Genomic DNA, 14,718 nt, shown 5'->3' with positions numbered 1-14,718 from the left:
TGAAGTTATTAAAATGGTATTTCATCGTCGATTAGTTCATCTTTTATATCGTTGTCAAAACTTTCGTGCTTATTTTTTTGTTCTGTTTCATTTTGCTTGTATTCACTCGGCTTGTAATCAGAGTTTGGTCGTGAATCGAGGAGAGTAAGAGCGCTATTAAAATTATATAGAACCACCTCTGTTGTGTATCTTTCACTACCGTTTTGGTCAGTCCATTTTCTAGTTCTCAAAGAACCTTCAACATAAACTTTACTGCCTTTACGTGCAAAATCTTTGACGATTTTTACTAATCCTTCACTAAAAATTACGATATTATGCCATTCTGTCTTTTCAGAGCGCGTACCAGAAAATTTATCAGTCCAACTTTCAGACGTGGCTATTGAAAAACTTGCCATTTCTTTTCCATTTTGTGTAGTCCTAATTTCAGGATCTTTTCCTAAATTACCAACTAGTATGACTTTGTTTATGGTACCACCAGACATAATTATGCTCTAAATAAATCCCTTTATTATCTTATGTGAAAGTACTATTGTCAAATTTAATTAAAGTGCGCTTGGAGGGATTCGAACCCACGGCCTTTGCCTCCGGAGGGCAACGCTCTATCCAACTGAGCTACAAGCGCATATATATTTAAGTTATTTAATAGATAAGCTATCCAAGTCAAATTTTTGTTTTGGATAAAGCGTAAACATAATACTCCCATATCCAAAATATACATTTTGAGAATCATTCGCATGCTTTTTTATTGCTTTTTGATCTACGGTCCATACAAAAGTTACATAATTTTCAGTGACTGAGTGCACTTTTAAATCCTTAGTATTTATAAACAGTTTTCCATTTACCCATATTTTCCATGTATCGGGAGAAAGATATAAAATTGAGTCTAAACTCACTACCTTACAGTTGAAATTATCTGATACCTCCTCTTTTGCAGCTCTTGAAGACCGTAAATTGAACTTTTCCATTTCATTGACCATTCTATTAACTGGCTCTTCATCAAAAAAAATGCTTTTTACGTTACTATATTGTGACAAAACGTCAAAGTCACTTTCCGCTGCTTCTCTTATTATGTTGTCCCGATCTGTATAGCTTAGTCTTTGATTGTTAATAAAGAAACACTCTTTTGCACGCAAATTTGCTATATCAATAAAATCATCGATTTCTTGATTACCAACTTTAAGAATACTTTCAAAATATCTTTTTTCTATCATCATTCCATACTGAGAATGATGACAAACCATTTCATCATTACCTTGTTTTTCTATATATACGCATAAATTTTCACTATTTAATCCTAATATTTTATGCTCAATAAAATCTTCATTGCTAATATGTTGTCGGCAAGAATACTTCTTACAAATTCCTATGCTTTCTATAATATCTTCACAACTGCAATATGCATTAACATTGGAAATGAGTAGCGTAAAAATAAAAAACAGCTTTATATTCATTATCTTATCTACTTAATATAGTATACCAATCAAAGACTATATTAGCTCTCACTATTTCTATCATATTACCACTCAAAATCTGGTTCATAGCTGCAGCATCAATATTTCTCTGCTTGTTTAAAATAAGAGATTTGATCATAACATAACCAGGCAGATTTGGAATAGACTGTAAAAATAAAAAAATATGCTTATCGCTGATTGAGCTTAAATTTAGGGCCACTTCACTTTTTATTACTTTTGTGCGTTCACTTTTGTTGTGGAGCTCAACCTCTTCAGGTATAGAAATTGATATTTCAGGTTCTAATATATAGTACTTTTTATATAACCTGTTAAGCTCAAAATTTAAATTTGCAATGTATCTGCTACTATGTAAATTTGAAGAGGAAATTTTTTTCCATAAATCTAGATTTTTATTTAGAATGACTTCCTTTTTTTGAATCTCAGTAATCTGTAAATTAATAAAACGTATTTTATCAATCTCAATTTGGTTTTTATTATAAATTTTTTCATTATAGATAACAACATATGTTAATAACCCTATTAATCCAACAGATAATAACAAATACAATATAAGCTGAGTTGCAACTCTTCTTTTTAACTGAAAAATGGTCATTAGCTTACATAGCCTCTCCTATTTCAACATTAATAGATAGATTTTGCCCTTTAGCAGCAGGTAAGTTAGAAATACTGATGTCGTGGGTACGGAAATTATCGTTTAAATTTTTTTGTAGTTTTTCGTATTGATAAGAAATATTTTTACCGGATTGAAAATTAAACCTTAAAGTTGTGGTAATATAATTTTTTGCCTCATTATAATTCCATTCAAATGATTGAAGCTCTATGCCTGGTACTTTTAACTTTTCTACATACTTAACTTGTGTAAGAGGAGAATATTCTATTTTTGATAAAATATTATTGATATTAATAAAATCATAAATTTCATCTATTTTTTTTACATTATAGCTTTGGCTAAGTTTTATTAGTTGGTTATTTAAGGTGCTCTGCTTTGCGGATAAATTATCAGCGACATTGAAGTTTGAATACAAATTTAGCAAACAAAGTGCATTAATTACAACTAAAACCAAAGCAAAGTATAGAAAAGTTCGAGGAGAGTTTAAATAAAGGTAATTGAATAGATAAAATTCTTTAGTTTCTTTTGTATTAAAAATAGCTGCTAATTTATTCTTAAAGCTGTGAAACAAAATTATGGTATCGCAAAAGTTATCTTTTTCACTTATGGCTAGCTCTGCTCCCAATAGCTTGCCTAACTCATATGGAGTTAATATGCTTACGCTATTCTCTGAAAAATTTATGACTGATAAATTAGCTTTAATATCTTCTGACACTATAATGCAAAGGTCGATAGGGTTATTTTTTTCGAACCCAAACTTAGTTAAGGATCGAATAGTATCTTGCACTTCCTGATATATTCCACCCGCAATAATTCCTGGTAAATTATCATTAGTAAATGGTATCAAACGCGTAAGTACCATTTTATTCTCTTTAAGAACCACTTGTCTATAGCCTCCCGTTTTAGTTGCAGCAACTGTAATTTTCCAATTATTAGGATCTTTATGTAGAATCTTTTTTGTTATATTACTTATTTCTATAGGAAACATTAATATTCCCTTAAAGTTAGAGCCTATCTCAATGAACACATTCAACCAATATTCTACTAAATGCTTTGCTTTTAATGAAACAAGGAGATAGCACCAGTTTTGATTAAATTCGTTTGGCTTCTCAACCAAAAAAATTGAGCTTATATCGTTATTGCGAGTAAAATGCTCCATCTTTGTTTTTGCTGATAGATAGGCGCTAATCTTATTTACCCTTGGAATAGACTGTAGCAAGTAGTTTTGATCTGCATGATTAAGCACCAGGTATAAAGGTGCTTTTTTATCTGATGAAAGACATGAAATTAAGTCGGAAACTGCTTTATCGTTTTTGCCCTTAACAAAATACCTTTTATTTAAAGTGTTATTTTTAAAATATAGTAACATTATGCCTTCTTCTCCAATAGAAAGCATAAACTTACTTTTGGATTTTGAACTAAACATATTAACAAAGCATATACTTATCTAGAATTAAAAAGGCAATTTATTGAAATTCATTAAACGTTAGAGGGAAATATTAGACTTCTTTCAAAATTGTTAGAGGGAGTGTAAGATGAAGTATTTGAAAGCATGAAATATAAGGAAATAGAAAAGTTAGAAGGAGAAAAGTTTCGACGTTTAACAGGGGTAAAAAAAGCAACATTTGAGTGAATGGTAGAAATTCTAGAAGTGGAGGATAAAAGAAAAAAAGCTAGAAGTGGAAGAAAAAGTAAACTTTGCATAGAAGACAGGCTACTTATGGCACTGGAATATATAAGAGAATATCGTACATATTTTCATATTGGGCAAAGCTATGGCATGAGTGAAAGTAACAGTTTTAAAATAATAAGATAGGTAGAAGACATATTAATAAAACATCCAGATTTTGCATTACCAGGAAAAAAAGAGCTATTAAAGAGTGATGTAGAATATGAAGTTTTAGTAATAGACGGAACTGAAACGCCAGTAGAGAGACCAAAAAAAAGCAAAAGCCCTTCTACTCTGGAAAGAAAAAAAGGCATACTATAAAAACACAAATAGTAACAGAGAAGAAGAGTAAAAAAGTCATATGCACATCTTTCTCGAATGGTAGAAAACACGATTTTCGGATGTTTAGAGAATCAAAGGTAGCAATATTACCGGACACCAAAATCTTAGCTGATGCCGGCTACAGGGGAATGCAGAAGATACACAAAAATGTTGTATTACCGCACAGGAAAATGAAAAAGAATCCGTTAAGCAAAGAACAAAAAAAAGAGAACAGGGCACTTATGAGCCAAAGGGCAATTGTTGAAAACGTAATTGGCTTATTGAAAAGGTTTAAAATCATCTCGGACAGGTATAGAAACCGACGAAAACGTTTTGGTTTAAGGTTTAATTTGATTGCTGCAATTCACAATTTTGAGCTCCATACATGAATTTTGAAAGAAGTCTATTCAAGTAGCTGACACTGGTTCCTTTATGACGGCAGTGCCCAGAGGTGTCATCCCAGTGCCCAGACACTGGGATCCAGAAAACTTAATTCTAACCAAGTGGCTGCATAATAAAGACTGGATGCCAGTGTCAAGCACTGGCATGACAGCAGTCCTACGTCATACCGTCACGGTATCTCTTAGCCGCTAACACGTAGCGGGATGACGATTGTCAGGGTGTCATCCCAGTGCTCCGACACTGATTTCCATCCAAGACGGTGTCATCCCAGTGCCCAGACACTGGGATCCAGCCTTTCTGCAATCTCATTGAAAACGTTGTAACCACTTTCTATGATAGTTTGCTTGCTCACAAGCAAACTTTCCTGGATCCCAGTGTTTGGGCACTGGGATGACAAAAAAAGGAGCACTGGGATGACATCATTTGTTGTGTTTAACAAAGTTTGCACTTAGCTTCATGTTAGCTATAAATATTAAGAAATTTACCAAACGAAAAAAAGGCAAAAGAAGCCCCGTGGTTATTATCCGCTTTAAAATATTGGCGTTTTTTATGTTTTAAACGCTTGACAAGCGAAATTCAGCTGCTTTTAATTGCAACTAACCTACGCTGCAAATGTTTAAGAAATTTACCAAGCAGAAAAAAAGACAAAGAATCCCCGAGTTAGCTAGTCTTTTACTATCTCTGTCGAGTATTGGCATTTTTTGATGTCTTGTAACGCTTTATAAGCGCGTTCAGCTTATTTAGATAAAAATCTAGATGTAGATGAAGTTTTGTAAAGACATACAGTATCTATATACTGCAAAAAATTAAACATAAGACGCCGATACATTAAGTAATCCTTACCTTTTAATCTGCAGATTGGCGAAAGCAAATACAATAGCTTCAGTTCCATGATAAGGGGGCTGGCGGAGTTTGTCAAGGGATTTTTGACGAAATGATTTTGAAAGTAAAGAGCGGGAGAAGGGGTTCGAACCCTCGACTTCAACCTTGGCAAGGTTGCGCTCTACCAACTGAGCTACTCCCGCAATTAAATTAACCTAAATTTACTTAATTATAGGCATATACAGCAATTTGTAAACCCCCGTGTACACGAAAAATGTGAGAGTCCATAAATTTGCGTGGTTCCTTCTATGATCTTTTCGTATACTTAAGGCTTATTTTTGATTATCATAAGTTTTTAATTATTCCACAAAGCTTTATGGGAATATTTTTATATAAAGACGACTTGCCAGCTAGTTCAATACCAGATGATGTAAGGTCTATAGCTGTTGATACCGAGGCAATGGGGCTACTTCATAGCAGAGATAGATTATGCCTTGTGCAGCTCTCTTTTAATGATGGCAACGCTCACTTAGTTCAACTCAAGAACGATTATACAGCGCCAAATTTGAGAAAAATATTAGAGGATAAAGATATAACTAAAATATTTCACTTCGCGCGATTTGATGTAAGCATAATACGTCATTACTTGGAAACTTGGGCACTTCCGTGCTATTGCACAAAAATAGCTTCACGGTTAGTTCGCACTTACACAGATAATCATAGCTTAAAAGAGTTATGCTTAGAGCTGCTTGATACCAAACTAAATAAGCAGCAGCAATCTTCTGATTGGGGAAATGAAAATTTAACAGACAAACAAAAAAGTTATGCTGCATCTGATGTTTTGTATCTCCATAGGATAAAGGAAAAGCTAGACTTAATGCTGGAACGTGAAAATAGAAAAGAATTGGCCCAAAAGTGCTTTGAATTTCTTCCTACTCGCATTGAGTTAGACTTAATGGGTTGGGAAAACGTGGATATCTTTAATCATCAGATATAACCATTTGTGAGAAGTTTTTTGTTTGTGCAAGACACTTTAGGGCAATTTTTCAAGCTCTGCGGTAAGAATTTAGTTGATTAGTTGCTAATTGATGCGCTATATTTTACAAAAATTTAGGTATTTTATGAGTAATGATATTACATCGGCAAATGATCAAAATTTCAAATCTGAAGTCACTGACTATAAAGGGTTCGTGCTGGTAGATTTTTGGGCAGAATGGTGTGGGCCATGTAAAAGTCTAATGCCACGTATAGAACAATTGGCTAAGGATAGAAAGGGCAAGATTAAGATCTGCAAATTCGATATAGATGGAGAAACTGAAGTGCCAAGTAAGTATGGGGTTCAATCTATACCTACTTTGATTATATTTCAAGATGGTAAGGAAATTGCACGCAAAATTGGTGCAACAAATGATTTGCTAAGTTGGGTTGATAGTGAAATAAGCTAATAGACAAATTTGCTTTTGTGTGTATTATAAATATTGATAAAAGGGATTGTAGCTCAGTCGGTTAGAGCAGTTCGCTCATAACGAATTGGTCGTAGGTTCGAGTCCTACCAATCCCACCATTGTGTTGATCTTAGCATGATCGTAACAAGGAGAAAACTATAGTATATGAACTATATGTTGATATAATGGAGGAAATAATGAAGTTTACTAAATCTCTGAATAATAAGTTAGATGAACTGCATTTATTAAATCATCCATTCTACCAATCATGGAATACAGGAAGCTTAAGCTTGCAAGCTTTACAAACCTACGCTAAAGAATATTATCACCACGTTGCTGCGTTTCCTCGTTATATCAGTGGTATACATTTTTTGTGCCCAGATCTAAAAATGCGACAGGTTTTGCTTGGTAATTTAATAGAAGAAGAACAAGGTGATGAAAATCATCCAGAATTATGGAAGCGTTTTGCTGAGGGACTGGGAGTAGCAAGGTCTGATCTTCTTGAAGATGCACAGGTTAAGGAGACACAAGAATTAGTTGATGGTTACTTTGATATTGTACGATCAGACTTTGCTTCCGGTTTGGGTGCACTTTATGCTTATGAACGTCAAACTCCAGAGGTTTCTAAGTCTAAAATTGAAGGTTTAAAAAAACACTATTCAATAAGTGATGAGCGTTCTCTTCAATTTTTTACGGTTCATATGCATGCTGATGAATGGCATTCTGAGGAGTGTGCAAATCTTATTGAAGATCTAGATGAAAAAGAGCAAGATAAAGTTATGCAGGGTGCTCAAAAGGGAGCAAAGCTCTTGTGGGGTTTTCTTGATGGAATGATGAATGCTAGCGTGTGTTAGTAGTTATAAGTAGCTTAAACTCAGTGATGTTGGGATGCAATGTCTGCATGTAATCTTCTTATATCTGACTTACGGCTTTGGGTTCATTTAGGCTATAGTGCAGAAGAGAAGTATCATTCCCAATTAGTTAGTATTGATGTTGATTTTATTTTTAAATCTCCTCCTTTAGGGCTTATGACTGACCGGCTTGAAGATACTGTCTGCTATCTAGAGATAGTACAAAATATTCAATAGACTTCTTTCAAAATTGTTAGAGGGAGTGTAAGATGAAGTATTTGAAAGCATGAAATATAAGGAAATAGAAAAGTTAGAAGGAGAAAAGTTTCGACGTTTAACAGGGGTAAAAAAAGCAACATTTGAGTGAATGGTAGAAATTCTAGAAGTGGAGGATAAAAGAAAAAAAGCTAGAAGTGGAAGAAAAAGTAAACTTTGCATAGAAGACAGGCTACTTATGGCACTGGAATATATAAGAGAATATCGTACATATTTTCATATTGGGCAAAGCTATGGCATGAGTGAAAGTAACAGTTTTAAAATAATAAGATAGGTAGAAGACATATTAATAAAACATCCAGATTTTGCATTACCAGGAAAAAAAGAGCTATTAAAGAGTGATGTAGAATATGAAGTTTTAGTAATAGACGGAACTGAAACGCCAGTAGAGAGACCAAAAAAAAGCAAAAGCCCTTCTACTCTGGAAAGAAAAAAAGGCATACTATAAAAACACAAATAGTAACAGAGAAGAAGAGTAAAAAAGTCATATGCACATCTTTCTCGAATGGTAGAAAACACGATTTTCGGATGTTTAGAGAATCAAAGGTAGCAATATTACCGGACACCAAAATCTTAGCTGATGCCGGCTACAGGGGAATGCAGAAGATACACAAAAATGTTGTATTACCGCACAGGAAAATGAAAAAGAATCCGTTAAGCAAAGAACAAAAAAAAGAGAACAGGGCACTTATGAGCCAAAGGGCAATTGTTGAAAACGTAATTGGCTTATTGAAAAGGTTTAAAATCATCTCGGACAGGTATAGAAACCGACGAAAACGTTTTGGTTTAAGGTTTAATTTGATTGCTGCAATTCACAATTTTGAGCTCCATACATGAATTTTGAAAGAAGTCTATTTTCTTTCTTGAGCACCTCCAACAACTTATCTTCTATTATTGCAAATTTTATTTTTTCACGAGATTCCAGCTCTTCTCTATAATTATTTTTTGTTTCTTCATTTATCAATAATCCCTTTTTTTCTAATTCTAATTGTTCTAACGCTTCTAGAATTGCTTCATTCCTTTCTAGAAGCACTTCTATTGACTTTGTAATTGGATGCCCTCTTTCCCTGTCATTTTGTTTAGCTTGTAAACGCTCATTTTGATCTTTGAGTGTTTGTGCTAATGTGGATTCTTCTAAATGTCCTTCATCTTGCACGCGAAAAGCTTCAATTATCTCTGCTAGATCTGATTCATCATATCTTTTTAATGTCCCACATAAATCTAAAACACCCTCTTTTTGTCCTTTAAGCAACCTTTGTACTTTATATTTTTTTATTCCTAAATACATCTTTTCTATAAAGTCATTTATTTTATCTGAAGTCTTTATTTCATTTAATTCACTAAGATCTTCCACTAAAGATTGCTTTATTTTGTTATCTGATTTACTTAATAGAGTTTGAATAGTTCTTATTCTTGATTCTATTAGCCTGTGCTCAACCTCTTGATCGTCATATTCAAATTTAAAAAGGTCTTCTAACTTCCTTTTTAAGGCACCATCTTTCAGGTTACTATTCTTTCTATTTTCGTATATCTCTTTTAATTCTTCACGTATCTTTCCATACCTTTCTTCTCCCATTCCTTTTAACTCTTTTATCATCTCTTCAGCTTTACGTAAAGCTTCTGTTGTTTCTTTATGATATACACCATTATAAATATCAATTATTTTCCTTTTAGCTATTTTGCCTTCCTCTATAAGCTGTTTCCTGTCTGCTTCATATACAGAAAATTCATCATCCTTTGAGTTTTCTCGTACTTTTATTCCCACGCTTTTCAAATCTTTTATTATAATTTCTTTTTCACTTGGCAATTCCTTACCTTGGTTCTCCAACTCTTGTTTCACTAATACTTCTTTCAGTCTTTCCTCTAATGAAAAACCATCTTTTCTTCTTTCCTGTGCAAATTTAATTACTTGTATAAAGGCAACTTGATAGGCGTTGTATATTAAGTGACTTGTCAATTTAGAACCTATACTATCTACCACTTTCAGCCTGAATTCGTTCAACAATTCCTTCAGCTTATCGTATGTAATCTCTTTCTTTTCTAGCTTCATCAGCTCTTCCATAGTCTTTGCAAATTCTTGAATCGAAGTTGCAAGCACATTCCTAATCTCACTACGTAAAGGCTTAAGACCATTTTTTAAGTGGATATTAGCTGACAATTTCAGTATGGTATTGTGTTCTGAATCCTGTCTAATATCAACCCAACTACCATCTTTATTTTTGTATAAATCCTTAAGTAGTTGTTCAAATTGCGGTGGAAACTTAACTTCCATGTCCCACTTAATGTCTAACTCATCAGCACCTATTTCATGAAAAGATACTTCGATATCCTGGTGTTCATTCTTATATAACCCATTACTTATTTTAATAGCAGCAACCAAAGAATGAGATAACTCTCTATTTAAAAGATAAAAAGTAGCTAAGGCAGGTGTTGCAGGAATAAGCAAGAGTAGAAGTATAGGTATACTAACAAGAACCGCGATTGAAGCAAGAACACCATATGCTAATCTTTTTGTTGTACTTTCACTTACTTTTTTTGTTTTATTTTCCTCTGAGCTGATTTGTGTCTTATCATTTGTTTTTAATTTATTATATACGGCTAATCCTAACGCAGTGAAAACTATATAAGGAAACATTAAAACCGATAGTGCTAAATTCAACGCTTGTTTTTCCGGACAAGCTTGGTTTATCTCTTTAAATATCCTACTTGATATATTATACCAAGAAGTAAAAAAATCAGAGTTATAATCTTTATAATGAAATATACTGAGTGGAACGTCAAAACCAGCAGCTACACTATCAAAAAATTCTTCTTGTTCTTTCGGAATGCGAGCAGATTCTCGCAGAATATTAATATTAGTTGACCAATCTTATTCCTCTAAAGCATCAAAAAACTCTTCTTCCTCTTCCAAAGTAACATTGGAAGTAGATTCTACTTTACCTAAATCACCACTATTGTTAACAACTTCTTCATAATCATCTGCAACAGCGTTCATACCATAACCTTATCCAAGTACTTTAAGTATAGCACAAACACTGACGATTTTCAACTACTGACAATCTAACTTAATACCAACACTTAAATCCTGATATTCCTTAGAATAAAAGTTAGTTCCAATTTCTGTATTAATGTCCAAAGATAAGGCAAGGGTCTGCTCTTTTATGTATTCACTCCACGTATTTATTGCTTCCTTGATTTTCTCATCTTCTGTTTTGATTATTACTTTAATTCTATCTGATATATGAAAGTCAGCTTGTTTTCTGGTTTCCTGAATGAGCCTCACGACATCTCTTGCAAGTCCCTCTAGAATTAATTCATCATTTAAAGCGGTGTTTAGAATAACAACCCCTTTGTTGTTATCAAATACAGAGGAAAATTCACTATTTGCTTTTAACAATAGTTCATACTCGCCTTTTTCTATGATGTAGTTTTCTGATTCATTCCCTAAAAATATTTTCTCATCCTCAATTTGCCTCCATTTCCCCTCTTTGACGTACTGTACTAATTTCTTGATCTTCTCCGGAATTCTTTTTCCAAGCATAGGAAAATTTAGTTTCAGTTCTAGTGATGCAACTTCTTTCAACTCACCTACTATTTCTAATTCTTTTACATTTACCTCGTCTTTTATCATCTCTTGATATTCATTCATACTTGGTGTCATTCCAGCACTTTTTTCTTTCTGGATCCCAGTGTCAGCTACTTGGATGACAGGAGAGAGTTCTGGGATGACAGAAGGGAGCTCTGGAATGACAGAGGGTTGTGTATCGTCAAGAAAACCACAGGAAGACTGATGATAAATCGTCATACTACTAAGTGGTTGTCTGATACGTATGTTAAAAGTGTTTCTAATAGAGAGCGAAGAGTTGCATATCTCTCTCACTAAATCCATCTTGGCAATGAGCTGACTATCAAACTTCTCTAATTGTGGAAAATTAGCCAAATGAACAGATGTTTCTTCATACTTAAGCCCTTGCCATATATTCTCTGTTATAAGTGGCAACAAAGGAGCTGCAGCTCTTAGTATGTAATAAAAAACCGTATATAGAACATTATAAGCATCAGTTTTATCCTGATCCAAATCACTTTTCCAAAAACGCTCGCGACTGCGACGAATATACCAATTATTTAGCACTTCAAAAAAGTTCATTAAAATTTTGCAAGCCTCTTGGGAGTTATAGCTGTTCATAGAAGCTTGGATACTTTCTACAGCTTCAAAACATTTGGAAATCGTGTAGCGATCAATAGTACTCTGATAATCCTTACAAACTTCAGCTTTAATTCCATCTGCATTTGCATACATAGTAAAAAAGTGATAACTGTTCCAAATAGGTTTTATTACGTTTTTCAGAACATCTCGTATTGAGTTTCCTTCTTTATCAAGCAGCAAATTACCACCACAAACAACAGATCCAGAAAGCATAAGAAAACGCAGTGCATCAGAACCGTATCTATCAAAAACCTCCATTGGATCTGCATAGTTATTCAAACGTTTGGACAATTTTTGCCCTTTTACATCCAAAACAACACCATGGCATATGCAATTCTTAAACGGTTCACTGTCAAACAAAGCAGTAGACAATACAAAAAGTGTATAGAACCAACCTCTGGTTTGTGCTATGTACTCGGTAATAAAATCCGCAGGAAAGTTATTCTCAAACCATTCCTTATTTTCAAATGGATAGTGGACTTGCGCAAATGGCATCGAGCCAGATTCAAACCAACAGTCAAATACGTCAGGCACACGACGCATAATCGATTTTCCTGTTGGGTCATCAGGATTTGGTCTTGTTAAAGTATCGATAAATGGTCTGTGCAAGTCGTCTATTTTAACATTAAAATCTCTCTCCAGTTCTTCTATTGAACCATATACATCTACCCTTGGATATTTTGTATCATCTGATTTCCATACAGGGATTGGCGTACCCCAGAATCGATTGCGTGAAATTGACCAATCGTGTGCCCCTTCAAGCCATTTTCCAAATTGACCATCTCTAATGTGGTTTGGTATCCAATTAACTCTCTTATTTAGCTCTACCATTCTGCTTTTGAATTTTGTAACGGCAACATACCAAGAAGGCATAGTGCGATAGATCAAAGGAGTGTCAGTTCTCCAGCAGTGTGGATAATTGTGAATATATTGCTCAGTCTTAAACCAACTCCCCTGCCCTTTCAATTTTTTTATTACTGTATCACTGGCATCAAAAACATGAACCCCTGCCAAATCTGAAACTTCAGCAGTAAATTTTCCACTGTTATCAATTGGACAAATAACTGGAATATCATGGCTTTGGCAAAGGTAAAAATCTTCCTCACCAAATCCAGGAGCAGTGTGTACAACGCCAGTACCATCTTCTCCTGTAACATAATCAGCAACAAAAACACGGAATGCATTCTTTGTATCTTTAAAGTAATCAAACAGCGGCTTATAGGAAAGATCTACAAGATCATTCGCTTTAAGTTTTATATTGCAGTTTTCATATGGAATATTGCTTTGTTCACAGTGGCTGACAAATTTCTCTAGGTAACTTTCAGCAAAGATATATATTTCATTAGGTTGATTTGATGTCACTTCAGCATGCAAACATTTATTACCTTCCTGGATTCCAGCGTCACGCGCTGCCAAAGAGTGGACTGACACTGCACAATACTTGATGTCCTTTCCTATCGCCAAAGCTAAATTGCTCGGCAACGTCCATGGGGTTGTAGTCCAAGCAAGTAATTTGCACTTTTGTTCAATATTTTTAAATTGCTGTGGGTTTTCTAAAAGCTCAAATGCAACAGTTACAGCTTTGCTAGTCTTTTCTCTATACGCGTTATCAAGCCTTGTTTCAAAATTGGATAATGGAGTTTCGCACGCCCAGCTATATGGAACAACGCGTACTGATTCATACACTAGACCCTTATCATAAAGCTGTTTAAATGCCCACATGACCGACTCCATAAATGATTTATCCATGGTTTTATAGTCATTATGAAAATCCACCCACCTTGCCTGCCTATTGACATATTTTTCCCACTCTGATGAAAATCTCATTACAGAAGTACGACAATGGTTATTGAATTTTTCAATGCCGAATTTTTCTATCTCAGTTCTACCAGATATTCCAAGTTCCTTTTCTGCTCCCATCTCAGCCGGTAATCCATGGCAATCCCAACCAAATCTACGTTCAACCCTTTTTTGAAGCATAGTTTGATATCTTGCAAATGCGTCTTTGATGAAACCAGTGAGTAAATGTCCATAATGCGGAAGTCCATTTGCAAACGGAGGCCCATCATAAAACACAAAACAATTATCCTTGGAACGTTCTCCAACTGACCGCTCAAAAACTTTATTTTCCTGCCAAAATTTTATGATTTCTTTTTCTAACGACGAAAAATCAGGACTACTTACTGTATCAGGATAATGCTTTGACTTCATGTTCGCTATGTAAAACTAAAGAATATAGGGCTTTCTGAAAAATTACAAATTCAAAAAGAAACACATTTACTCCTATATAGTATTCTTCATACTAAATGATAAATTTTTATAATTTAGTATGTTCTGAATCCAAGTAGTCAAGGCACTGGGATGACAAAAGAGGGAGTGTAGAAAGATCGCACCCATATGGTGTCATTCAAGTAGCTGACACTGGTTCCCTTATGACGGTGTCATTCCAGTGCTCCTTTTTTTGTCATCCCAGTGCTCAGACACTGGGATCCAGCTTCTATGCAACCTCATCAAAAACATTCATTTAGTATAAGATCAGCTACTTTCCATGCTGGTTTGCTTGCTCACAAGCAAACTTTTCTGGATTCCAGTGTCAAGCACTGGAATGACATCGTTGTAACATTGTACCATATTACAATGTTC

At 34.3% G+C, this 14,718-nt stretch carries 11 protein-coding genes, 3 tRNA genes and 2 pseudogenes; 6 read left to right on the top strand and 10 right to left on the bottom strand.

Features of this window, described 5'->3' with window-relative positions:
- Positions 1–8: 8 nt before the first annotated feature.
- The 5 genes from ssb to AABM58_RS02060 all read right to left on the bottom strand — a co-directional run bounded on the left by ssb (position 9) and on the right by AABM58_RS02060 (position 3,508).
- Positions 9–482, bottom strand: a complete 474-nt coding sequence (ssb, locus tag AABM58_RS02080) for a single-stranded DNA-binding protein (protein WP_338406174.1) — start codon at positions 480–482, stop codon at positions 9–11.
- A gap of 66 nt (positions 483–548) precedes the next feature.
- A tRNA-Arg gene (locus tag AABM58_RS02075) sits at positions 549–622 on the bottom strand.
- 13 nt (positions 623–635) lie between these two features.
- Complete coding sequence (locus AABM58_RS02070) at positions 636–1,451, bottom strand: hypothetical protein (RefSeq protein ID WP_338406173.1); 816 nt, start codon at positions 1,449–1,451, stop codon at positions 636–638.
- 4 nt (positions 1,452–1,455) lie between these two features.
- Positions 1,456–2,064: a hypothetical protein gene (locus AABM58_RS02065; RefSeq protein WP_338406172.1), complete on the bottom strand. Its 609-nt coding sequence runs from the start codon at positions 2,062–2,064 to the stop codon at positions 1,456–1,458.
- A 4-nt stretch (positions 2,065–2,068) separates the two neighbouring features.
- Positions 2,069–3,508: a hypothetical protein gene (locus tag AABM58_RS02060; RefSeq protein WP_338406171.1), complete on the bottom strand. Its 1,440-nt coding sequence runs from the start codon at positions 3,506–3,508 to the stop codon at positions 2,069–2,071.
- A gap of 126 nt (positions 3,509–3,634) precedes the next feature.
- On the opposite strand from AABM58_RS02060, the pseudogene AABM58_RS02055 reads away from it, so the two are divergent.
- Positions 3,635–4,461 (top strand): annotated as a pseudogene (locus AABM58_RS02055) (IS5 family transposase).
- A 275-nt stretch (positions 4,462–4,736) separates the two neighbouring features.
- Here the strand turns inward: AABM58_RS02055 and AABM58_RS02045 are convergent.
- The gene (locus AABM58_RS02045; RefSeq protein WP_338406170.1) at positions 4,737–4,913 is read right to left on the bottom strand and encodes a hypothetical protein; all 177 of its coding nucleotides are present in this window, start codon (positions 4,911–4,913) and stop codon (positions 4,737–4,739) included.
- A gap of 513 nt (positions 4,914–5,426) precedes the next feature.
- Positions 5,427–5,499: transfer RNA gene (locus tag AABM58_RS02040), tRNA-Gly, on the bottom strand.
- Between the two features lie 173 nt (positions 5,500–5,672).
- On the opposite strand from AABM58_RS02040, the gene AABM58_RS02035 reads away from it, so the two are divergent.
- From AABM58_RS02035 to AABM58_RS02015, 5 genes and pseudogenes are all read left to right on the top strand, one after another.
- Entirely contained in the window at positions 5,673–6,293 is a 621-nt protein-coding gene (locus AABM58_RS02035) for a ribonuclease D (protein ID WP_338406169.1), read from the top strand.
- 124 nt (positions 6,294–6,417) lie between these two features.
- On the top strand, positions 6,418–6,741 hold the full coding sequence (gene trxA, locus AABM58_RS02030; RefSeq protein WP_338406168.1) for a thioredoxin: 324 nt from the start codon (positions 6,418–6,420) through the stop codon (positions 6,739–6,741).
- A gap of 42 nt (positions 6,742–6,783) precedes the next feature.
- Positions 6,784–6,860 (top strand) — tRNA-Ile (locus tag AABM58_RS02025).
- Positions 6,861–6,938: 78 nt separating this feature from the next.
- Complete coding sequence (locus AABM58_RS02020) at positions 6,939–7,595, top strand: CADD family putative folate metabolism protein (protein ID WP_338406167.1); 657 nt, start codon at positions 6,939–6,941, stop codon at positions 7,593–7,595.
- A gap of 283 nt (positions 7,596–7,878) precedes the next feature.
- Positions 7,879–8,705: pseudogene (locus AABM58_RS02015) on the top strand (IS5 family transposase).
- On the opposite strand, the gene AABM58_RS02010 reads toward AABM58_RS02015, so the two are convergent.
- The 3 genes from AABM58_RS02010 to ileS form a co-directional block, all read right to left on the bottom strand.
- On the bottom strand, positions 8,662–10,503 hold the full coding sequence (locus AABM58_RS02010) for a hypothetical protein (protein WP_410529771.1): 1,842 nt from the start codon (positions 10,501–10,503) through the stop codon (positions 8,662–8,664). The pseudogene AABM58_RS02015 and the gene AABM58_RS02010 sit on opposite strands and share 44 nt — an antisense overlap.
- 234 nt (positions 10,504–10,737) lie before the next feature.
- Entirely contained in the window at positions 10,738–10,863 is a 126-nt protein-coding gene (locus tag AABM58_RS02005) for a hypothetical protein (protein WP_338406166.1), read from the bottom strand.
- Positions 10,864–10,917: 54 nt separating this feature from the next.
- Entirely contained in the window at positions 10,918–14,286 is a 3,369-nt protein-coding gene (gene ileS, locus AABM58_RS02000) for an isoleucine--tRNA ligase (RefSeq protein WP_338406165.1), read from the bottom strand.
- Positions 14,287–14,718 lie beyond the last annotated feature (432 nt).

Source organism: Wolbachia endosymbiont (group A) of Longitarsus flavicornis, from assembly GCF_963931955.1.
Lineage (GTDB): Bacteria > Pseudomonadota > Alphaproteobacteria > Rickettsiales > Anaplasmataceae > Wolbachia.
Note: the sequence above shows the minus strand (reverse complement) of the source record. Positions and strands in the feature narration are given on the sequence as shown.

Bases quoted from the DNA above. Each gene is read 5' to 3' on its own strand.
- ssb (WP_338406174.1), bottom strand. From the start codon at position 482: ATGTCTGGTGGTACCATAAACAAAGTCATACTAGTTGGTAATTTAGGA.
- AABM58_RS02070 (WP_338406173.1), bottom strand. From the start codon at position 1,451: ATGAATATAAAGCTGTTTTTTATTTTTACGCTACTCATTTCCAATGTT.
- AABM58_RS02065 (WP_338406172.1), bottom strand. From the start codon at position 2,064: ATGACCATTTTTCAGTTAAAAAGAAGAGTTGCAACTCAGCTTATATTG.
- AABM58_RS02060 (WP_338406171.1), bottom strand. From the start codon at position 3,508: ATGTTTAGTTCAAAATCCAAAAGTAAGTTTATGCTTTCTATTGGAGAA.
- AABM58_RS02035 (WP_338406169.1), top strand. From the start codon at position 5,673: ATGGGAATATTTTTATATAAAGACGACTTGCCAGCTAGTTCAATACCA.
- trxA (WP_338406168.1), top strand. From the start codon at position 6,418: ATGAGTAATGATATTACATCGGCAAATGATCAAAATTTCAAATCTGAA.
- AABM58_RS02020 (WP_338406167.1), top strand. From the start codon at position 6,939: ATGAAGTTTACTAAATCTCTGAATAATAAGTTAGATGAACTGCATTTA.
- AABM58_RS02010 (WP_410529771.1), bottom strand. From the start codon at position 10,503: ATGTTTCCTTATATAGTTTTCACTGCGTTAGGATTAGCCGTATATAAT.
- AABM58_RS02005 (WP_338406166.1), bottom strand. From the start codon at position 10,863: ATGAACGCTGTTGCAGATGATTATGAAGAAGTTGTTAACAATAGTGGT.
- ileS (WP_338406165.1), bottom strand. From the start codon at position 14,286: ATGAAGTCAAAGCATTATCCTGATACAGTAAGTAGTCCTGATTTTTCG.